Here is a 19,876-nt window from a genome sequence, read left to right on the forward strand (position 1 = left end):
CCGACGAAGGCTTACCCAACGGACGGTAATCCTTGTCGCTGGATTTGTAATTGCCGGAACAGCCTGACAACGCCATTATCAGGATTAATACCGTGAATGATCGGAAGTGTTTTTTCATCTAACTAGAGTATCTTCTGAAAATTGAAAGCACGGTGCCTGCACATACATCACTTTTATTTGCCCACGCCGCAACACTTTAGATAGCGCTTTCGCAAGCCAATCAAATTGATATGCACACCGGATCGAGGCAGGCATTTTTTTTGGCGCCGCCATTAGTCTTTTGGACTCTCACAAACACGAACGGCAAAATAGTGTTTCCTTCCCGCCAACGTCGCCACTTGCTGTTCCTGACTCAATACCAACCGGTCGTGCATGAAATAGGTAAACAGGTCGATGGTCGTAGCGTCTAATGCGGAGACAGGTTGAGTTGTCCACTCCTGTAACAATTGCTGTTGAATTAGGAATAACTCTCGGTTTCTTCCCGTAGACTCTACGCCATCCAGATTATGGCGATTACGCAATACGGCGGCCTCCTCAGCGACTTCCTTCAGCCACCCCAACTTTTGTTGTAGCGTGTCACGCTCCTGACGAACCTCCTTTGTGCGTTGCAGTCGTTCTTCACGGTGTGCGCTGCTTTCATGGGGACGTCCCAGCAAGCCACTGATCGTATTGCTGTCAAACTGGCTGGCGTGCAGACGATCGTCTTCTTCGTTCAATGCTTTCAGCGCAACGCTATACGCTTGCCATAAGTGAGCCAACCATCGAATGTACAGGCGCATATGTACGGTAAAACCTTTATCGCCCGGCGCATGCTGGCCACTGCTGCGCAGATAATGCTTGACCAAGGCTTCCGCACCGCGTTGATTAATTTGGTCCTTAAACTTGAAAAGTTCGGCGGTATCAGGATCGACTTTTTGTAGGCTCTCAAGCTGCGGAAACGGTACGCCCGCTTTGTAGGCACTGCGATACATCTTGTGCAAACAAACGAGTGCTAGATCGGCACTTAACTTTTGTTCTCCAGCGGCGAGGCCACCTCCGATGTCTTCGCTGACACCGGGCATTAATACTTCGCTCCAGCCGCGTCGCTGACCACCCAGCAGCCGAACTTTGCGATAAAAGCGCCGTTCGTGGGCAGCGATCAAATGCAGGACCGCCTGAACCTGTTGTGGCACAAATCCTTTATCATCCAGCTTGTCTGGCAGATAAAGTTCGTCAATCGGTTCATTTGCGGAACTACGGTCAACCGCATCAAATAAACCAGCGAAGACCAGTTGCAACTCGACGCCCGGAACAGGTTTTTTGAGCAATTCGCGTAAAAAGGCTCGCGCGAAAGTAGCGCCCAAGTCAAACCCGAACACCGAAACTTTAATGGTACGCAGCACGGTATCACTGGATTGTTTTACTTTTTCACACTCCTGGCGAAAACGGGCCAACGCATCAATTAAGCGTGTATCGGTGCCGCTGTTAACCGCCACGCCAAACCACTTTGAATCCCGTAATGCGGGAACAGCTTCCACGCCAGTCAATAACAATATTTTGATAGCGTCGGTTGCAGTGTTGCGCCCCAGAGCTTTAGCTCCTTTTAAAGGCTGACTGCGGATCTCATTTATATCCCGTTGGAAATTCTCCCACCATTTATCGACACTCCTGGCTTTCAAGACAGATTTTGCCGCTTGCATCTGAACCGTGCCCTGCACAGCTTCTGCAGTGGCTCTGATGGCCGTAGTCGTCGCGCCAGCAACAATGTTGCTCATGGGGGCATCATACGGAGCGCCCAAGCCGGAAACATATATAGAACGGTAAGAGTTGAAGGTGTCATCCTTTAGAGGGTCCGGATAAGCCGTAAACAGACGCCCGACGTTACTCACTTGGTTTACTGCATTCTTTCCAACACTACATCCAAATCCGTCGAAGAATACGCCAAAATGCAATGTACGACCACAAGGCGGATTGCCAGTACCGCCTTCCGGAACTGTGCTGCTCGCGCACAGGGCCTGTGCTTTTTCTACCGTGTCTAAGTTCATGGGGTGTCCTGGTTCAGTCGGGCCGGTTTGTGCGATGAGGCGTCATTTTCGTAAGGGCTATAATGGTCCGCGCTCCAGGCCACGCGTACTTGGTCATTAGGGAGAAAGTGCACATGCAGCGTGTCGTCCTGTCGCTGTCGGGGCGGATTGGGAATCAATAGTTCGACTGGTTCCTGTTTTAGTCCCTGATTAACTTGTTCATATGTACGGCCTTTGATCCAGGCCACCTCCAGTTGATCGCCGACGATTGACGAGCAACAGGTAATCTTTCCTCCGCCGTTAGCGGAGGCATTTCCGCCCCAACTGCCGTTCACCCAATAACTAAAAATCGGTCGATCGGTATGGTTATGGCTGTAAAGTGCTGCGCCTTGTGGCGTGAAGTAAGTCCAAAGCAAGGAACCGCCTACTGCCGTTAACGTCACCCCGAACAGCGTCCATTGCACACTCGAAGGGAGGGTGCGAAATACCATTGAAAACAAACTCATTCGAAACTGGCCTCTAGCGCGGTTGCCAACGCACGACCCAGTCCGTACTGGTGCTGTTGCACCAACCGCATGTCCTCCCGCCAAATGGAGTCCTCACTCGGTGGTTTACCTTCCAACAGACGTATCGTCGCAAGCAACGTACGGCCGCAAGGGAGATTGCCAGTACCGCCTTCCGGAACTGTGCTGCTCGCGCACAGGGCCTGTGCTTTTTCTACTGTGTCTAAGTTCATGGGGTGTCCTTGTTCAGTCGGGCTGCTTTGCCGGATGAGGCGTTATTTTCGTAAGGGCTGTAATGGTCGGAGCTCCAGGCCACACGTATCTGGTCATTAGGAAAAAAATGCACATGCAGCGTGTCGTCCTGTCGCTCTCGGGGCGGATTGGGAATCAACAATTCGTGCCGTTCCTCTTTGAGCCCTTCTCGAGCTTGTTGGCCCGTCCTGCTCTTAATCCAGACCACCCGCAGTTGATCGCCGACGATTGACGAGCAACAGGTAATCCCACCGCCGCCATGGGCGCCAGCATCCCCTCCCCCTTTGCCGTTGACCCAATAGCTGAAAATCGGTCGTTCGGTGTGGTTATGGCTGTAAAGTGCTGCGCCTTGTGGCGTGAAGTAAATCCAAAGCAAGGAGCCGCCCACTGCGGTTAACGTCACCCCGAACAGCGCCCATTGCACACTCGAAGGGAGGGTGCGAAATGCCATTGAAAACAGACTCATTCGGAACGGGCCTCGAGTACTGTTTCCAATGCACGCCCCAGTTCGTAATGTTGCTCTTCCACCAACCGCATGGCCTCCGGCCAAATCGGATCCTCATTCGGCGGTTTACCTTCCAGCAGATGTATCGTGGCAAACAGGGAGATGTCATCCGGATGCTTGAGACCACTTTTACGAGCACCGTCTAACGCCCCTTCGACTTGTTTGAGGCGTTCATCATGGTCGGCAGAGGTGAATACTTCCGGTGCCTGTTCAAGCAGGGTTTTCAGTAGCGCAGACGCCTGAGGATCTGCACCCAGCTCTTGGATCAGCGCACTGTCCAATTCAATGGGCGTGTAATCGGGCAAGGACTTCAACCCCCCACCCGAAAATGAAACTGGGCCGTGAGCACTGTCATAGACGGTCCAGCGATTAATAGGGCCAAACAACCAGCTCTGCCAAGGGTGTTCCGAGTGCGCATGAAGCACGCTCAGAACATGCGGAACATAGCTGCGCAACAGTACGGTTTTTCCATTGTTGTCCTGCGCGAGCAGTGCATCACTTAAGTGTTGTGCAAGCTCTGCCAGCGGCAAGTAACTGGTGAGATGTCCGTGTATCGCAGTCTTCCCCAAGTCCTGCTGAAGACGCGTGAACTCAATATCTGGTTGCTCGCCTAAAGCCACTAACCAAGGGCCCTCTTCACGCAAATGGGCAAACTCTTCCTGGCTCATCAACGCAAGGCGTGGAAGAGCGTAACGCGCCCAATAGGATCGCTCTTGGGGGCCGATGGTGGGCTGTTCAACAATTGCATAGTGGTACTCAGGCGTGCTGACGTCCGCAGGCAATTGATCCTTGGTTTCAACGACAATAGACATATTATTCTCCCCCTAAAAATGGTTGGCGTTCACGCATAGCTTTGCGCCAGCATTCAACACAGATTTTCTTCGGCGCTTGCAGACGAGGAACCTGAGCAAGCAGCGAGGGGGCATCGCCCGTTTCAATCACACGACTACTAAAAATCCCACCGCCCGTGATATGAATGTGCTCTCCACCGGCCTTGAGGGTCAGGCTGGAAGCCGCCTCAAAAATAATGTTGGCGCCGGACTTGATATGAACGTTGTTCCCCACTTGATAAACCAGCGTCTGGGCAACGTTTAGAAAATCATTACTCTCCAGCTGTGCGATCCGGTCCTTGTTGACGGTGGTTCGGCTTTCGTTGGCCACGTCGAGCTGGTAGTCGTGTTGTACGTATTGCTCCAAGTCACGCTCGGCGCGCAGATAAATCTTTTCCGCCCCTTGCCGATCCTCCACATGCAGTTCGTTATACCCGCCACTGCCCTGGGTGCTTTGGCTACGAAAGACCGTCCGAGTCTTGTGCTCAGGCAACGGATAAGGCACCGGTGTTTCCGCATGGTGCAAACAGGCCGTCACGAAAGGTTGATCTGGATCACCTTGAAGAAAACTGACCTCCACCTCCATGCCGACACGCGGAATGGTGACGCTGCCGTAGTGCAGTCCCGCCCAGTTGGAGGCCACCCGCAGCCAACAACTACTTTGGTCATTTTGCTCGCGTCGGTCCCATGGAAAGCAAATTTTGACCCGCCCAAAGCGGTCGCAATGTATTTCTTCGCCCACAGGCCCCACGACTTTGGCGGTTTGGCTGCCCGACATCCGAGGTTTAAGGTGAGTCAGCGCAGGCCGATAAGGTGTCTCCCATGGGGTGGCCTCGAAAGTATTGCGGTAACCCTGGGCTAATTCGCCCTTGCCAACTTCGGGACGTTCAGCCGCGTATTGCTCTAGCACTTGTGGTTGTCGCCCTTCGTGCTCGATAGCGGTGAGCAACCAGAGTGTGTTGCATTCGGCGCGCGGGTGGCCGGTGAGTTCGAGAAAATGCCCGCTGCATAAGGCTGGTTGATCACTGCGGCCTTGGGCGAGTTGGTAATCACTGCGATGACGCTCCAGTACACGGCGTGTGATGTGCTTACCGCGATCCGTATGCGTGTAATGACCCGGAAACGCGTAATCCTCCAGCACTGGCGTAAAGCTACTCGTTGTGTCGCTTTCCAGCGTCAGCCGAGGCTGTTCGAAGTCGTAATCACGGCGACTGACCTGGCTGGTCCGTGCGGCCAACCGCACACTGAAATGTTTGATGACCGGCCTATCGGCGACCATGCCAGCGCCTTGAGCGTAACGGTCGGGCGCCAGCCGCTGGAACACGGTTTGGTCATCGCCAAAGACCAGCAAATGGCTGTTGGCGGAGTGCCGAAAATGAAAATGGATACCCGCTTCTTCGCACAGACGATGGACGAAATGTAGATCTGATTCCGCGAACTGGACGCAGTATTCGCGCTCCGGGTAGACCGTCGGACCGAACTGAAATATCACGTGGGTCTTGTGCAGAATGCCGTGCTCTTTCAACACCTGGGCAAGGATTTGCGGCACCGTCATGTGTTGAAAAATGCGTTGGTTGTAACTGTGCTCCAAATAGCTGAGGCTCGGCACCAGCTCAAGGTGATAGTGCATCAGACTAAAGCCGCACGTGCCCAAGCCGATGGAATAAACACGACCATGAATTCCCACGCCGCCTGGGGCGATCTGCAAGAACGCGGCTTGGTGTAGGAAGCTGTCCAGCTTTAGATTGGGGCGCTCGCTGACCAATTCCACGTTAATGGAAAAGGGCTGATTCATGCCTTCTTTACCCTTGAAGGACAGCACTTTGAAATCGTGCTCGGTGCCCTCGATGAACAGGCTAAATTCTGCGGTATTAGCGGGAGCAAACATGGTCGGGTCTCCGTAATCCAAGACGGTGCATGAGGGGCTTCTGTGCGATGTTCAACGTTGCTAGTGCACCTCGTATTTCGGTTGCCAAGCCGCGCTGGAGAGTGCGCTCAGAAACTTGTTGACGGTGCCGCACGGTGACCGACTTCATCTCGTCCCTCCTGTGTGTTTTTGGCTCGCCAGGGTGACGACACCGTCTGCACGAGCCTTACCCAGCCAACTGGTCCACCCCAGGCGACAAGGATTGTCCGCGCCAATACGCAGCTCACGGATCTCTTCGGGGCGAAGCTCCAGGCGAATGTCGTAATTCAAAGGATCGCGCAAGGTGAAGCGAACCAGCGCGCACAGCGGTTGGTAGTTAACCCCGGTCGGAAGAAAGTCATGAAGCTGCTCCCAGCTCAATTCACGGACATGGATGCGGAATTTTCCGCCTCGATCTCGCACGGAAGTTCCCAATACAAGGCTCTGACTCAGGCGACTGTTGGCGGACCCTAAGCGATTCAGTTGCTCGTCGAGAATGCTCGCTTCTCGCTCCACGCACTGTTCGATCACGAGTGCGCCGTGCTTGAAGTAATACCGCAGGACCGACTCGATGAGGGCGGCCGAATGGGCGCGTAAACTCAGCAGGCCCAAGTACGGCAGCAAGCGTTTCCAATTCAACTCCGGAGCATCACGAATGACTTCGCCGCCCAGACCAATTAACGCAAAGACCTGGTTGGAAAACGGGTCATTGGCACCGCTTTGGAAGCGGGTGTAATAGCGGTACTTTTGCCACGTGGGTAATAGCAGTCGCTGCAAGCGGTCAGCAAACAGGTTCAGGAACTCACGGGTGAGATTACCGTTCCCACTGTCACCCAGCGCTTGGTCACTGTAGAACACCGGCAAAGGGGACCCGGCGCCCATCAGGCTGAGCAGGTTCAGGCGTATGCGGGCGCGTAATTCACCGTATTCTTCAAAGAGCTCCACACGATCGACATCACAGCCAGGAAAGCCAAAGCTTGGGTTCGCCTGAAACTCTATGTGTTCAAACAGCGCCGCATCACCCAGCGTGGGGTGTGCCGACTGGAGATGCTGGAGCACCAGAAACACCGCCTGGAACACGCTGTACTCTCGTGTGTCAAGATTCAGCGGCATTACATCAACGGTTGCAGCCCCATGCGTGGCGTCCATGTATACGTCTCTCCTTGAGTGCTTTTAACGTGCAATTCGTGAAATGAATTAAGGCTGGCGTACAACGCAAAGAACTCGTTGAGGACTGAGGCAAAAAGAAACATGTCACCTTCGCCCAGGGTGCCTTCCGGGTTGATCGTCAATTCGGTACGTACGCCACGGATGGGCAAACCCAGATGCAGGCGGTCAATGTGTACATGCTGGATGTGCTGGAGGCCATTGAGTTGTTGGCGGCTAACGCTTGCGGCCTGTCGGTCGTAATAGCGCGGCAAGTCGTAGGTTTCCAGAATCACCTTCAACGCCTCGACATTGGCCAGCGACAGGTAGTTCAGTGGCATGTTGCTGATCAGCTTCCAGAGAAAGTCCTGATGTAGAGGCGGGGCGTAACTCGGCGTGACGGGGCTGATATTGCGAAAGCTGAGGAAGTCAGGTGTGCCCTCAGCGGGCAGGCAAATCTTCCCCACTCCCAGCTGACACGCCAGGTCCTGATTAGTACACGTCAGCTCAACGGAGACGGTTGAGCCCTGAGTCAGGCTGCCTTGGCTAAAACTCAGGTAGGTTTCAATCTCGCTCCCGAACATCGACGGTTGTTGGCGCACGCTGTAGTGCGGGCGCGCATCAGCGATGCCAAAACTGCGGTCATGCTCGAAGGACTCAAACGGTACGTACTCTTTATAGCCGGCTCCGTCGGGTTTCCAACCGATGACGCGGTCAACGGAAAAGACACCACAGTGGCTGGGATCAAGTTCATCGGGGAGCAGCCGGTATTGCTCTTGTTTGCCATCTAACCGGATAGGCGTCGCTTCATGGCGAAACAGATTCACCACCGGCGTGCAATACAAGCGCACGTTATCCAGGGTTGGGCGGATGTGCTGCACGCCGACTTTGCGAATGTCAAAACGCAGTTCGAATCCCCGCGCGCGCTTGAGCCGTTCAACGGGCTGTCGACTGAGGCGATCCATGCCCTCTAGATCGACGAATAAAAACTTCTCCTGAAAGGCGAAGTATTCCTGAAGATAACGGTAACCGCGAAAGGTGTTGAGCGGATAAGGAATCAGCGCCTGATCTTCGGCAAAGCCCAGCGGATGGACTTGTTCGGTCTCCAGCGCCAACGCTGGCAGCGGTTCCCCGTCTTCATCGCGCAGCGGATGACCAGTGTCGTCCAGCAGCGTCATTTGCAGGCCGTCGAGGTGACGCAACAGGCTCAAATACAGCAGTTGGCTGATGCTGCGATCTCCAGCCAAGTGCAGTCGAAGGCTTTTGAACTGAAGCTCGTCCAGGTGGCGCCCCGGCGGCATTTGCAGACGAAGGCTGAGATAGGCGCCATCCCCTTTGATGGAGTAGTCCAGCGCATCCAGTGTCAGCGGCAACACTTGCGTATCGAATACCGTACGAAAGCGGCAATGAATCCCTTGAATTTTTTCAGAGTTCACCGAGGTGTGGCGCGGAACGTGTACCGCCTGCTTCAGCGGATCGAATTGCAGCATGCTGAACGAGGGCAGTGGGCGCATGTAGTTCGGCCACAGCAGGTGCATCAGTGAATGCGTCAGCTCCGGCAGCTCGTCATCGAGTTTCTGCCGCAAGCGACCGGTAAGAAACGCAAAGCCTTCGAGCAGGCGCTCGACGTCGGGATCGCGACGGCCTTCCCCGAGAAAGGGGGCTAACGCCGGGTTGCGTTCAGCAAAGCGTTTCCCGAGTTGACGCAAGGCGGTCAGCTCACTCTGGTAGTAATGGTTAAACGACATGTGCGGTTATCATCCTTGCGTCATCGAAGTCGTGAGCCCTGTGGAAGGCGTGCACTTCATCACGGTCCACCGTTCAATTATTTTTTGTGACTTTGACCTGGCCGCTTCCATTAATACCGGCTGTAAAGCTCACCTGCCGCTTCAAATCCTCGACCTCTAACAGGCCTTCGATCCTGAAGGTCAAACGCAATTGATCGTCGCCGGGTAACGCCGTGACTCGCACCTGATTCAAGCGCGGTTCGTAGGCTTCAATAAACTGTTCAATGGCCAAGCGCGCCTGACTGAGGGAGTCGTGCAGGCTCAAATTCATGTCATTGAGGTCGGGGAGTCCGTAATCGGGGAGCGTCTGCACGCTGCCTGCGCGGGTACTGAGCATCTTGGCCAAATGCGCTGCGACCGACGCCATGGCGGCATCCTCTCGACTCCAGCCGAGGCGCTTATCTGTTTCACCGCAGAGGCGTTCGAACAGACTACCGTAGCCAGTCATGCGAGGGCTCCGCTTACGCGTTGCTCTGCGAACTCACTAGCCACAGGGATAAGCCGGTCCACAGCAAGCACGGGGGTGTTGGCCGACTGTCGCGGTATCAACCCCGCACGGCACTTGGCATTGGCTTTGACCATGGCTTTACTCCTTGCAGTGGGTCTCGGGTCTATCCGAATCACGCTTTCCGTTACGCCCATTCAACGACTGACCCCATGAGCAAAATACCCGAGGCGCATCAGTGTTTGAGCGGATACTTCTGAATGAAGATAGTTGGTGCGGGCAGCCCATTAATGGAAGTCAATTGCTGTCAGAAATGCTCAAAAGGAGGCTTTCAGCCCCCGCTGACAAATGCTTGGATCCTAAGGGGTACTGTGAAGACGGTGACCCTGTGTATTCGAACATCGCGAATGATCGCTGCGCAAAGGAGCGGCCATTGATGAACTGGATAGACGCGCCGAGCACGACCAAAAAACAGGAGAGGTAAGCACCTCCGGAAAATGCACCAGAGCGCAAATTGACGTTTAAGGTCGTGATGATCGTGGCGCGACCATGCATGACGGATTACGCAGTACGTCTACTGATTGTTTTTCATATCGAGTGATTTCCATCCGCGCTGGGGATAAGGCAACAATGACGCCTTTATTACTGCGCTGGTAGGGATGTGAGTCACCGTGGAAAAACTATTTGCCATGCTTACCCTCGATACCAATCAGCACCAATCAGCCTATCGCCAATGATGGCTCAGCGAGGCGCGACGTGTTGTGTTGTGCGTGATTGCACCACGTACAACACCCAAACAGACCGAACCACGATGACGCTGGCCGTAGTAATGAACCTTAGAAATCCAGCATGACCGAACCGACTCTGAAAACCCTCGAAGGCATGCAGCAACTGGCTTTGTCACGCGGCGGACGCTGCCTATCGGATGCCTATCAGAACCTGTCCACGCGGCTCGCTTGGCGCTGTGCGGAGGGGCATGAATGGCTGGCCGACCCTTACCGCGTTGTCCGTGGAAGCTGGTGCCCAGTGTGTGCCCGCGTGCAACGGCGCCACACCCTGTCGATGGCGCAGCGTATTGCTGGCGAAAGAGGTGGTCTTTGCCTGGCCACTCACTGCAAATCCGGTCGTGCGCCTCTGGAATGGCAGTGCGAGCAGGGGCACCGCTGGCAGACGACGCTGACGAGCATCAAACAGGGCAGTTGGTGTCCGACCTGTGCCCGTTTAGGCAAGCGCGACACCTTGGAGGAGATGCAAGAGATTGCAACTCAACGGGGAGGGCTCTGCTTGTCCGAGAGCTATGTCGACAGCGCCAACGCCCTGCTCTGGGAGTGCGGGCAAGGACATCGCTGGGAAGCGGTGCCGGCCAGCGTCAAACACCGTAGCTGGTGCCCGGTTTGTGCCGTGGCGGCGCGGTGCAACACCTTGGAGCAAGTGCAGGCCGCCGCCCGAAAACTGGGGGGAGAGTGCCTGTCTAAGCACTACGTCAACGGCATCACGCCTCTGACTTGGCGTTGCGCTGAGGGGCACATCTGGGAGGCGCGACCTGCGCGCATTCTGCAAGGTTCGTGGTGTCGCCAGTGTTATCACGACAGCATGCGCAGCGATATTAAAACCATGCAAGCCATGGCCCGCGCACGCGGCGGGCAGTGCCTTTCGGAACGTTATGTCGATTCGCAAACCAAGTTGCAGTGGATGTGCAGCATCGGGCATACCTGGATGGCGATACCTCACTCCATTACACAGGGGCGCTGGTGTCCGCTGTGTTCGTTTCTGTCCAAGTGCCGCAATAACAACAAACGACGCAAGTACTCACAAAGTCGATAATTTTCTCGGCGCGATATTTAAGCAAACGCGCCACCTCCCCCCTTGAGTAACAGTGCCAACCCGCCTGAAAGCTTGGCCGCGAGACTGACATTGTCAATTCTGAGGAAACTCCATGCGTTTGGTTGACATGTTCGTCCCGCGCCCAACCTTCAGGCACGGTCTGCAAACTGCAAAAAAAGAACGAGGGATCACCAGGAGGAACCACTCTTCGCGGCCAACTCCCGCCGGCTGTTAGCCCGCATCGCTTTTATCAGCGATACCGTCCCCACGAGCAATATAATCCCGGCAAACAGAAAGTCGATTTTGTACAACTGAAAGTCGTTCGGCTGCCCCAGCAACACCATTCGCGTCGCCCCAATACTGACCAGTGTGGCGAGAAAATCGATACCCGGCTCGTCGCGATAAAACACATGCAGCATCGGCAGGCAGATTGTCAGCAGCAACAGCAGGACGATCACCTTAAAGGAGCCGTTGCGCTCAATGCTAAACGCGCACTCATTGCTGGCATAAGATTTGTAATCCTCCTCGCGCACCTGTGAGTTTTCCTCGTTGATGTACCCTGCGCGGTTGTATTTTTTTATCGGCGTAAACGTATTCGACATTTCCATACTGGTAGTGATGTGTCTGAACTTTAGGTCGATGCGATCATTGCCCTTGAGGTAATACAGCACCGGGGTGTAGCCGTAGCGGTAGGAGTCAAACGGGAAGTCTGTCATTCGTCCTCGCACACCAATAGCGCGCGGTTCGAGTTCGGCATAGGCACTTTTGTTCGGGGAGGACAGGTTACGACTTAGCGGCAAGATCTTGACCTGCTCAAGAAAATTCGGCGTGCCTGCATACGACCATTGCAACGGCTCCAGACGCAGGCGCAATTCGTTCCGTCCCAAGTCATGCCGATTGAACGTACGTTCGGAAACCACGACAGCGCCGCTGAGCATAAACTCGCCGCGCACATTGTTAGTGATGCGCAACGTCAGGTGATCCTTACCCAGCGCCGCAGCATCGGCGACTGGCGGTGTGCCGCACCATGCCGTACTGCCCACGGAGCCACTTAACCGCCCATCATGGTTTTCCTTGAACACATAAATGTAGCTACCCCACAGGAACAGCATCAACACCAGCGCCATCAACCCTAGGATTTTTTTTCCCGCACTCAAACCAGACTCCGTTATGACTGCCACCCTGATAAGTCGCGAACTATACATGGCGTTTTGTCAAAGAGGCTCGTCCACGAGGTCAATTTGTAGTGAGCTCCGTGGACACGAGATCGAAGCGTTCACCCAGTAAAGAGCGAGCTATTTTCGCTCGTCAAGGTCTAACCAACTCACCCGCGAGTCAGTTCGCACCAGCGATTGCGTGCGACTCGGTAATCATGACCTGCCACTCGAGCCACGCCATAACCGTTACAGCCAGCCCTCGGGGGGATCTTGCGAAACGAATCAATGGAGTCACGACGCACCAGACATGATTGATGAACGCGTATTAACCCAGCATCACCCGCTTCGATATCCCGCAGCGCCGTTTCGCGCTGCAGCAGCCACTCCACACCTGCCGCGTCGCGGGCGGATACATATTTGCAGTCCGACCAGAACACCACGAACAGGACGGAGTCGCACACTTCTAGCGGGGCATACCCGTGCTCGTTTCGGGATTTTTTGTAGCGTTTAAGCTCCATTGTGGCCTCTCTTTGCTTTTCAACTTCCTTCAGCCCTACGCCGCGCATCTGATCAATCGTTTGAGCGTGTATGGCACTCTCGGCCTGTTGTAGGGGGGCGCGACTGTACGGACAGCTGTCTATCCCAAATCCCGACGTCCTTCAGCCATCCATAACGCGGCGGTCTCGACAACATCTATGCTCAACTGCGTTAGACCGCTGGGCACCATCAGCCGCTGACAGGCGCGCGCCAGTTCAATGCTATCGCGCCAGTAGCCCTGACTCACCTGCATAAAACGTTTGGCCGTGGCCCGCTCGACGTTGCCGAACAGCGGTTGCAGCACATAGGCTTGACCTTCATCGATGCGGCGCATGCGCGTCAGGTGCAGTGTCTTGGCGCCAATGCGCGAGGCCAACTGCGCCAGATACACCCCGGTTTGCGGGGTGCGAAACTGTCGGTTCATGATGTCGGTGCCCATCAGCAATAAGGCCATTCCCGCCTCATCGGCGAGAAAACGCAGGCCTTCCAGTTGCGGCCATTTCAGGTGATTGGCTTCATCGACGATCACCAGTCGATTGCGGACTTGCGGGCGCAGGCGAGCAATCTGCGTCGCTGCGCTGCCACCGGACACGTCCAGGCCCAAGGCCATGCATAAATCCAGCATCAGGTTTTTGGTGGTCATGCCCTGATATGCGCAGACCCGCACCGCATTCAGTTGCGTTACCAAGTAATGAGCGATGGTGCTTTTGCCGGTGCCAGGCTTCCCGTCAATTTTACCCACGCGGTTGCTGTCGGCGCTGAGCAGGGTTTGCGCCAGGGTCAACGCCTGTTGCACGGCTTGGGTTTCGATCACCGGGTTCATAGACCACCGTCCGAACGATCTGCTGCCCCTATAACCGATGGCGCGGGCGAATCAAATTCATCCTCGGACGCCTCCTCGCTTCCCCCCCGGACTAAGGCCGTCAATCGGGCATTGGCTGGGGTGGCCCATTGCGAGGCCAGCCGTGAGGGTCGTTGAGCTGGTGGGCGGTTTTGTTGAATATGGTGGGCTTTGACCGCCTGAAGCATGCTGTTCATGCTGGCGGTCAATTCGATGCGGTGTCCCTGTGGACTCTCCGGTCTAGGGTCGGCCAGTTCGGTACGCCGCTGCATGGCCTGTTCCAGATCCAGACGCACGGTATTACTGCGCAATTCTCGTAGGTGGCGTTTCAGCACCTTAGCCCGCCTGGCTTGTTCGCGGGCGCCCTCACCGCCAAAAAAGGCAAACGACTGGGCCGGTTGCGCGGCGCAGATCAATTGATTGCGCTCATCAAAGACAAACACATAACGCTCGTCCCACTTGGCAAAACGAATGCACAGCCTTTCACCGGCCCGCGCGATCAGCGCGTCATCGAAATAAGTCTGGCCATTCCAGCTGACATACCCGCCAGCCTGAATCAGGCGCGTCTCCTCGCTGGAAAAGGCGACGCGCAAGGCCAGGGGATCCACCTGCGGGGCTCCATCCCAGCCCGCGCTAATGGCGGCACTCAGGGCTTGATTAGGGCTGCCGCCCTGCAAGTGGCGGCTGCGCGGTTGAGCTCGTGCGTGGTAATAGGCCAGAGCCTGATCAAACGATTGGTGAAAGGCCTCCCAATCACCGGGATAGGCGTGCGGTGCACGGCCAACGTTGTGGGTCTTCTGGCGCATGCGATTACCGCCAATCCAGCCCGGCAGCATGGACAGTACCTGTTGTTCAAGGACCGCAAAAATGCCTTCGATGGGTTTGGCTTGTGCATTGTAGGGCCGGGCTCGGACGACCGGATTCAGGCGGGTATCCAGTGCCGCCCCGGTTAACCGGCTTAATTGTGCAAAACCGCTCATCATGTCTTGCCAACCGTATTCGGCACCGTTGTCCAGGTACAGTTGGCGCGGCAAACCCCAAGCGCTGCACATGGCGGCAAACGACTGAGCGACGTGCACCTGTTTGACCCCTTCGCCTTTTTCCAGCTGAATCAGGGTCACGTGCAAGCGTTGGGTGGCCACGTCCAGCCAGGCAATCGCTCGTGGCATCACCGCCGTGCCATCGGCGCGGGTCAGCTTGATATCAATGGGGTGGACATCGCCCACGACAATGTCCATCGGCTGCAGTCCTTCACGGTGCCGGCGAATGCGCGGCACCCGCGTATCGAAAAACAACCGGGCATCTTTGTCGTGCATCGCCAGCAACGCATAACGGCGAAAGTGTTCGACGTAGTGACGACTCAGTTGGCACTGCGCCAGCGTCACGTCAGACCAGCCGGCAGCCACGGACAAGTCAAACAACACCGCGCTGCCTAATTCAGCCACGGTGCGATAGCCCGGTGCACCGGCGGCCCATAACGAACGCACCTGCTCGGCCAGTTGTTCGGCGATTAGGGCTTGAGCCTCGGTTGCCAATGGGCAGGCGCTTTCCCACTCACGGGTGATGCCAACCAACTTACGACCGACGTCGCTGCGCGGGCGACGCATCAAGGCGGTCAGACCTTGGGCTTCGTAGCGGGCCACCCAGTGGTAAAGGCTGTCGAGACTGACGCGGCGGCGTCGACCGTCGGGGCTGGCATGCGCACTCAGGGACAACAGGCGCAGCTGCTCGCCACGGGCGCGCGAGTGTTTAGGGTAGGCCAAGGCCGGTTGAATCAGTTGCCACTTCCACAAGGCCACATCTCGGTGCTGGGAGGCTTGGCGATCCCATGCGAGGGGGCCACTGTTCAGGGGAAGGTGATGAGAAAACGGTGTCCCCCGCGCGCTGGATGTCGACGCGGTGGAGAGGTCTGGGGCGAACAATTCGGCGGGCAGGCTGGCGGCGTGGACTTCGTAGAGGACGTTTGTCTGGCCATCCAAAGTCGGTGCGGCACGCACGTGCAGCCTACTGCCACGCCAAGGTTGACCGAGGGCGGATTGGGCGAGGATTTGCTGGGTTTGAGATTCGGGGAGGTTGGCGAGCGATGCGAATGCGGCAGCGTTCAGCCATAACTGAGAGGTCTCGCAAACAGGCGAAGAAAAAAAGGGTGACGTATAGGGGGAAACAATGGCCGTCGACATGGCGGGCATGGTGGAACTCCTGAACCAGTTGAGTTCGCCATTTCCGCTGCAAAACGAAAGGTGGCGGACTGTACGCAGGTTTGCAGACCGGGTTCAGGAACCGGTAGGCCGAAGCCTCCTGCGCACAGCTCGCCATAAAGCGAGCACAAAAAAACCGCTTGCGCGGTATTGTGCGCCTGAACAATTTCGGGCTGCAAAACCCGTATCGCAGGATTGACTGCGATGAGCGCAATTTAGCCCGATCTTTGAAATGGGTGCAAGCGTGATTTCAAAACAAGCTGGGTGTGGACGGTGGGGTGAGATTTCGCTTTGCCGTGACGCCGAACTAGCGTCACGTCGCGAGTTATACGTGGGGGCACATTGACGTACCTAATCGTCCTTTCAGGCGAACTTCAGCGACCAATAGAAGCTAGAGCTGGGAATAGCCGCAGGCCGATGGATGGCCTTCACTGAGTTAAGGCGTGATGATGCCCCCCGAACAGTCCTGGCGTCGTCAGCCATAACTGACAGAACAACAAGCCTGTTTACTAAATTTCCACGACCATTCTAATTACTGACTTCATTCTCCGATGCAGAGGGATTTTCATATGCCTCCCATGGAGGCACATCGTAGAACACCGCTTGTCCCACAAGCGCAGTGAGAGGGGCGCCGTCCACCAACGACGCATCCGAAGTACTCGGTTGTCGCCGACTCCGTAAACCCAGCTAAACGAGACCGTCTTCACGATTTTGCATAGCTGGAGGCACTATTGGTATTTCGGCACCTTGCCAGCCTCATCACTGACCGTTGGCCATGAATAAAGCCCCCTTCGTGCTCGCCAAGATTCGGCAAGACTCGACAAGTCTCACTTGCCCCCTCCCTAACCCAATAAACGATCTCATTGCACTTCACCCCGCCTCATTGCACTCCACCCCACTTAATTCTCACCGATTTGGGTTTTACCTACGACCAAATTCGAGAAAAGAAAGATCCCAGCTAACCGGCGCATGGGCCGGTTTATTTTTGTCTGGGATTTGCGGTGTCTGGGATGGCTCCATCGCTGGCAAGCCAGCTCCCACAATGATCTATGGCGTTCACAAAACCTGTGGGAGCTGGCTTGCCAGCGATAGGGCCATCAGCCCCAGCAAAAATCCATCAGACCGTCGCAAATCGCTTATCCAGATAATCAATAATCGCCTTGGACTCATACATCCAGGTCGTCTGCCCATTCTCTTCAATGCGCAGACACGGCACTTTGATCCGGCCACCCTGTTCCAGCAGCGTCTGGCGATCCTGCTCATTGTTCTTCGCGTCCTTCAGCGCCACCGGCACATTCAAGCGACGCAAGGTGCGGCGGGTTTTCACGCAGAACGGGCAGGCGTGGAACTGATAAAGAGTCAGGTCGTTGGCAGCTGCATCGACTTGCGCCTGAGCAGCGGCGGGGCGCTGTTTCTTGCCCGGACGGGTGATGAAGTCGACGAAAATAACCAGTTGGCCGAGGCCGACACGAAGCGCTTTGACGAACACGTTGAAAGCCTCACGGTGCAGATTGAGAAAGGCGCGCAGCTTACCCGATTTTTCACGGGCGAAAAAAAACCGGCGATCAACGCCGGTTTTTTTGTGTGACGAGTTACTTGATCAGGCTGAGGAATTCGCTGCGGGTGGCGGCGTTTTCCCGGAACTCACCGAGCATCACCGAAGTGATCATCGACGAATTCTGCTTCTCGACACCGCGCATCATCATGCACATGTGCTTGGCCTCGATCACCACGGCAACGCCCAGCGCACCGGTAACTTGCTGCACCGCGTCGGCGATCTGGCGGCTGAGGTTTTCCTGAATCTGCAGGCGACGGGCGTACATGTCGACGATGCGCGCAACCTTCGACAGGCCCAGCACTTTGCCGCTCGGGATATACGCGACATGTGCCTTGCCGATGAACGGCAGCAGGTGGTGTTCGCACAACGAGTACAACTCGATGTCCTTGACCAGCACCATTTCACTGTTGTCGGAGCTGAACAGGGCACCGTTGGTGACCTCTTCAAGCGTCTGTTCGTAACCACGGCAGAGGTACTGCATGGCTTTGGCGGCACGCTTTGGCGTGTCGAGCAGGCCATCGCGGGAAACGTCCTCGCCCAATTGGCCGAGAATCGCGGTGTAATTCTGTTCCAGGGACATGAAACTACCTGTGGGGATTTTCGCAAAGGGCAAGGGTACGGGGGCGGACACGACCCTGCAAGTTCGGTGTAACGCGATTATTCGTCGCGACCTTCCATCATGGTGCGTTTGAGCATCACGTACACCGCGCCGGCGCCGCCGTGTTTGGCCTGGCACGAGCAGAAACCCAGCACTTGCGCGTGCTGGCGCAGCCAGGTGTTGACGTGGCTTTTGATCATCGGCCGCTTGCCGTCCAACCGCACAGCCTTGCCGTGGGTGACGCGCACGCAGCGGATTTCGAATTTGGTCGCTTCGGCGAGGAACGCCCAGAGGGTTTCGCGGGCCTTTTCCACGCTCATGCCGTGCAGGTCGAGGCTGCCGTCGAACGGGATCTGACCGACCTTGAGCTTGCGCATCTGACTTTCCTGCACCCCGTCGCGGGCCCACATCAGCTCGTCTTCCGGGCCGACGTCGATCACGAACTGATCGGACAGACCGTCAATAATGGTGGCATCGGTGCGTACGGTAGCCGATTGGCGCAGCTTGGCGATCTGTGCGCGGTCAGCCTTGGGTTTGCCGGTGTCGGCGCGATCGTGCTTGATCGGCTTGACGCCGCGCAGCTCGTTTTTGAACAGAGAAAAATCGTCGTCTTGCATGTCAGCCTCCGCGAAGGGCGGCCAGTTTACCCAAGTCGAAACAAAACGGCCCGGCAAAAAGCCAGGCCGTCGATCAGTCGTGTTTTTTCATCAGGTGTGGGGACATGTTCAGTTCCCTCGATTGCCGTGCGCGACGGCGGCAGCGACGCCACAGGGCGACACCGAAATACAGAAACAGCAAACCGACCGCCAGAATGATCGCCGAGCCCATGGGCGTGGCGTTCAAGTCACCGAGCGCCGGCGGGCGTCCCAGCAGGCTGGCAGCACCGGCCATCGCCAGCAGCACGCCGAACGTCGCCAGAATGGCGGCGAACGCAGCGCCGAAGCGAAAACGCCAGTTACTTTGGCCTTTGGGCCGCAAGCGGCGTGCGTCAAATCCATCGGATAACTTCATTCCGACCTTCCTCAATGGTATCGGCCCTTCGACCGGGAGTTGACCGGGTTGTTCCTGAGGCTATGGCATTTGCGGCAAATGAGAGGCTTTTGCGGATGAGCGGCGGCATGAACCGCTCATCAAGCGGCGATCAGATCAGATCTTGAGTCAGCGCGAGCGTGGCGAAGTTGTCGGCCATGATCGCCATTTCGGCTTCCTGTACCCGCTCGGCGCTGAGTACGCGGCCCTTGAACGGCAAGTCACGAGTGGCGCAGGCGTCTTCTACCAACGTGCAGCGGAAACCCAGGTTCTTCGCTGCACGCACGGTGGTGCTGACGCTGGAATGGCTCATGAAGCCGCAAACGATCAGGTCCAGCGAGCCAAGGTTTTGCAGGCGATCAAGCAACTCGGTGCCGTGAAACGCGCTCGGCAACAGTTTGCCGATGATGGTTTCGTCACCCTGTGGTTCGAGGCCGGGGATGAATTCGCCGCGTTCGCCTTGCGGGTCGAACAGGCCTCCGACGGTGCCGAGGTGACGCACGTGCACGATCGGCCGACCGGCTGCACGGGCTGCGGCAACCACTTGTTTGATGTTTGCGACGGCCGCGTCCATGCCGCTCAGGGCCAGCGGACCACTGAGATATTCTTTCTGGGCATCGATGATGACCACGGTCGCATGGCTCAGTGTGGCCGCTGCGTAACCGCGACCGCTGAGTTGAAACATCGTTTTTGGAACGGACATTCTGGGGCTCCTCGGGGTGGGGCTTTTGCGGCATTGTCCTCTGGCTGAGCGCTT

19 protein-coding genes are annotated in these 19,876 nt (G+C 56.3%); 1 reads left to right on the forward strand and 18 read right to left on the reverse strand.

The features are described from left to right. Positions 1-272: 272 nt before the first annotated feature. The 9 genes from ACIQVE_RS12095 to tssE form a co-directional block, all read right to left on the reverse strand. Positions 273-2,024 carry a hypothetical protein gene (locus ACIQVE_RS12095; protein WP_402808277.1) on the reverse strand — a complete coding sequence of 584 codons (1,752 nt, stop codon included), beginning with the start codon at positions 2,022-2,024 and terminating at the stop codon, positions 273-275. Next, positions 2,021-2,509: a DUF3304 domain-containing protein gene (locus ACIQVE_RS12100; RefSeq protein ID WP_402808280.1), complete on the reverse strand. Its 489-nt coding sequence runs from the start codon at positions 2,507-2,509 to the stop codon at positions 2,021-2,023. Before ACIQVE_RS12100 ends, ACIQVE_RS12095 begins: the two co-directional genes overlap by 4 nt. After that, the gene (locus tag ACIQVE_RS12105) at positions 2,506-2,739 is read right to left on the reverse strand and encodes a hypothetical protein (protein WP_402808282.1); all 234 of its coding nucleotides are present in this window, start codon (positions 2,737-2,739) and stop codon (positions 2,506-2,508) included. Before ACIQVE_RS12105 ends, ACIQVE_RS12100 begins: the two co-directional genes overlap by 4 nt. Further along, positions 2,736-3,224: a DUF3304 domain-containing protein gene (locus ACIQVE_RS12110; protein WP_402808284.1), complete on the reverse strand. Its 489-nt coding sequence runs from the start codon at positions 3,222-3,224 to the stop codon at positions 2,736-2,738. The genes ACIQVE_RS12105 and ACIQVE_RS12110 overlap by 4 nt, the downstream gene beginning before the upstream one ends. Next, positions 3,221-4,075 carry a DUF4123 domain-containing protein gene (locus ACIQVE_RS12115; RefSeq protein ID WP_402808285.1) on the reverse strand — a complete coding sequence of 285 codons (855 nt, stop codon included), beginning with the start codon at positions 4,073-4,075 and terminating at the stop codon, positions 3,221-3,223. The genes ACIQVE_RS12110 and ACIQVE_RS12115 overlap by 4 nt, the downstream gene beginning before the upstream one ends. A gap of 1 nt (position 4,076) precedes the next feature. After that, complete coding sequence (gene tssI / locus ACIQVE_RS12120; protein ID WP_402808288.1) at positions 4,077-5,981, reverse strand: type VI secretion system tip protein TssI/VgrG; 1,905 nt, start codon at positions 5,979-5,981, stop codon at positions 4,077-4,079. A gap of 144 nt (positions 5,982-6,125) precedes the next feature. Continuing rightward, positions 6,126-7,148: a type VI secretion system baseplate subunit TssG gene (gene tssG, locus ACIQVE_RS12125; protein WP_402808291.1), complete on the reverse strand. Its 1,023-nt coding sequence runs from the start codon at positions 7,146-7,148 to the stop codon at positions 6,126-6,128. Beyond that, positions 7,112-8,893 carry a type VI secretion system baseplate subunit TssF gene (gene tssF, locus ACIQVE_RS12130; RefSeq protein ID WP_402808293.1) on the reverse strand — a complete coding sequence of 594 codons (1,782 nt, stop codon included), beginning with the start codon at positions 8,891-8,893 and terminating at the stop codon, positions 7,112-7,114. The genes tssG and tssF overlap by 37 nt, the downstream gene beginning before the upstream one ends. A gap of 73 nt (positions 8,894-8,966) precedes the next feature. Then, positions 8,967-9,380 (reverse strand): type VI secretion system baseplate subunit TssE, encoded by a 414-nt coding sequence (tssE, locus tag ACIQVE_RS12135; protein WP_402808296.1) that lies wholly within the window; start codon positions 9,378-9,380, stop codon positions 8,967-8,969. Between the two features lie 846 nt (positions 9,381-10,226). Here tssE and ACIQVE_RS12140 point away from each other — a divergent pair. Next, positions 10,227-11,201, forward strand: coding sequence for a hypothetical protein (locus tag ACIQVE_RS12140; protein WP_402808298.1), 975 nt, complete (start codon positions 10,227-10,229; stop codon positions 11,199-11,201). Positions 11,202-11,389: 188 nt separating this feature from the next. On the opposite strand, the gene ACIQVE_RS12145 is transcribed toward ACIQVE_RS12140, so the two are convergent. From ACIQVE_RS12145 to ACIQVE_RS12185, 9 genes are all read right to left on the reverse strand, one after another. Further along, on the reverse strand, positions 11,390-12,358 hold the full coding sequence (locus ACIQVE_RS12145; RefSeq protein WP_402808301.1) for a hypothetical protein: 969 nt from the start codon (positions 12,356-12,358) through the stop codon (positions 11,390-11,392). Between the two features lie 167 nt (positions 12,359-12,525). Next, positions 12,526-12,924 (reverse strand): hypothetical protein, encoded by a 399-nt coding sequence (locus ACIQVE_RS12150; RefSeq protein ID WP_402808303.1) that lies wholly within the window; start codon positions 12,922-12,924, stop codon positions 12,526-12,528. A gap of 71 nt (positions 12,925-12,995) precedes the next feature. Then, positions 12,996-13,718: an AAA family ATPase gene (locus ACIQVE_RS12155; protein WP_402808305.1), complete on the reverse strand. Its 723-nt coding sequence runs from the start codon at positions 13,716-13,718 to the stop codon at positions 12,996-12,998. Continuing rightward, positions 13,715-15,733, reverse strand: a complete 2,019-nt coding sequence (locus ACIQVE_RS12160) for a Mu transposase C-terminal domain-containing protein (RefSeq protein WP_402808306.1) — start codon at positions 15,731-15,733, stop codon at positions 13,715-13,717. The genes ACIQVE_RS12155 and ACIQVE_RS12160 overlap by 4 nt, the downstream gene beginning before the upstream one ends. A gap of 1,318 nt (positions 15,734-17,051) precedes the next feature. Beyond that, a complete protein-coding gene (locus ACIQVE_RS12165; RefSeq protein WP_402808307.1) occupies positions 17,052-17,423 on the reverse strand; it encodes a glutathione S-transferase N-terminal domain-containing protein in 372 nt (123 codons plus the stop codon). 103 nt (positions 17,424-17,526) lie between these two features. Then, positions 17,527-18,072, reverse strand: coding sequence for a GTP cyclohydrolase I FolE (folE, locus tag ACIQVE_RS12170; RefSeq protein ID WP_402808310.1), 546 nt, complete (start codon positions 18,070-18,072; stop codon positions 17,527-17,529). A 77-nt stretch (positions 18,073-18,149) separates the two neighbouring features. Continuing rightward, the gene (locus ACIQVE_RS12175) at positions 18,150-18,707 is read right to left on the reverse strand and encodes a Smr/MutS family protein (RefSeq protein ID WP_402808312.1); all 558 of its coding nucleotides are present in this window, start codon (positions 18,705-18,707) and stop codon (positions 18,150-18,152) included. A 73-nt stretch (positions 18,708-18,780) separates the two neighbouring features. Next, entirely contained in the window at positions 18,781-19,101 is a 321-nt protein-coding gene (locus tag ACIQVE_RS12180; RefSeq protein ID WP_042558444.1) for a hypothetical protein, read from the reverse strand. Positions 19,102-19,231: 130 nt separating this feature from the next. Continuing rightward, positions 19,232-19,822: a cysteine hydrolase family protein gene (locus ACIQVE_RS12185; RefSeq protein ID WP_008080919.1), complete on the reverse strand. Its 591-nt coding sequence runs from the start codon at positions 19,820-19,822 to the stop codon at positions 19,232-19,234. Positions 19,823-19,876 lie beyond the last annotated feature (54 nt).

The organism is Pseudomonas sp. NPDC098747 (genome assembly GCF_044760045.1).
Classification (GTDB): Bacteria; Pseudomonadota; Gammaproteobacteria; order Pseudomonadales; family Pseudomonadaceae; genus Aquipseudomonas.

Bases quoted from the DNA above. Each gene is read 5' to 3' on its own strand.
- ACIQVE_RS12095 (WP_402808277.1), bottom strand. From the start codon at position 2,024: ATGAACTTAGACACGGTAGAAAAAGCACAGGCCCTGTGCGCGAGCAGC.
- ACIQVE_RS12100 (WP_402808280.1), bottom strand. From the start codon at position 2,509: ATGAGTTTGTTTTCAATGGTATTTCGCACCCTCCCTTCGAGTGTGCAA.
- ACIQVE_RS12105 (WP_402808282.1), bottom strand. From the start codon at position 2,739: ATGAACTTAGACACAGTAGAAAAAGCACAGGCCCTGTGCGCGAGCAGC.
- ACIQVE_RS12110 (WP_402808284.1), bottom strand. From the start codon at position 3,224: ATGAGTCTGTTTTCAATGGCATTTCGCACCCTCCCTTCGAGTGTGCAA.
- ACIQVE_RS12115 (WP_402808285.1), bottom strand. From the start codon at position 4,075: ATGTCTATTGTCGTTGAAACCAAGGATCAATTGCCTGCGGACGTCAGC.
- tssI (WP_402808288.1), bottom strand. From the start codon at position 5,981: ATGTTTGCTCCCGCTAATACCGCAGAATTTAGCCTGTTCATCGAGGGC.
- tssG (WP_402808291.1), bottom strand. From the start codon at position 7,148: ATGGACGCCACGCATGGGGCTGCAACCGTTGATGTAATGCCGCTGAAT.
- tssF (WP_402808293.1), bottom strand. From the start codon at position 8,893: ATGTCGTTTAACCATTACTACCAGAGTGAGCTGACCGCCTTGCGTCAA.
- tssE (WP_402808296.1), bottom strand. From the start codon at position 9,380: ATGACTGGCTACGGTAGTCTGTTCGAACGCCTCTGCGGTGAAACAGAT.
- ACIQVE_RS12140 (WP_402808298.1), top strand. From the start codon at position 10,227: ATGACCGAACCGACTCTGAAAACCCTCGAAGGCATGCAGCAACTGGCT.
- ACIQVE_RS12150 (WP_402808303.1), bottom strand. From the start codon at position 12,924: ATGCGCGGCGTAGGGCTGAAGGAAGTTGAAAAGCAAAGAGAGGCCACA.
- ACIQVE_RS12155 (WP_402808305.1), bottom strand. From the start codon at position 13,718: ATGAACCCGGTGATCGAAACCCAAGCCGTGCAACAGGCGTTGACCCTG.
- folE (WP_402808310.1), bottom strand. From the start codon at position 18,072: ATGTCCCTGGAACAGAATTACACCGCGATTCTCGGCCAATTGGGCGAG.
- ACIQVE_RS12175 (WP_402808312.1), bottom strand. From the start codon at position 18,707: ATGCAAGACGACGATTTTTCTCTGTTCAAAAACGAGCTGCGCGGCGTC.
- ACIQVE_RS12180 (WP_042558444.1), bottom strand. From the start codon at position 19,101: ATGAAGTTATCCGATGGATTTGACGCACGCCGCTTGCGGCCCAAAGGC.
- ACIQVE_RS12185 (WP_008080919.1), bottom strand. From the start codon at position 19,822: ATGTCCGTTCCAAAAACGATGTTTCAACTCAGCGGTCGCGGTTACGCA.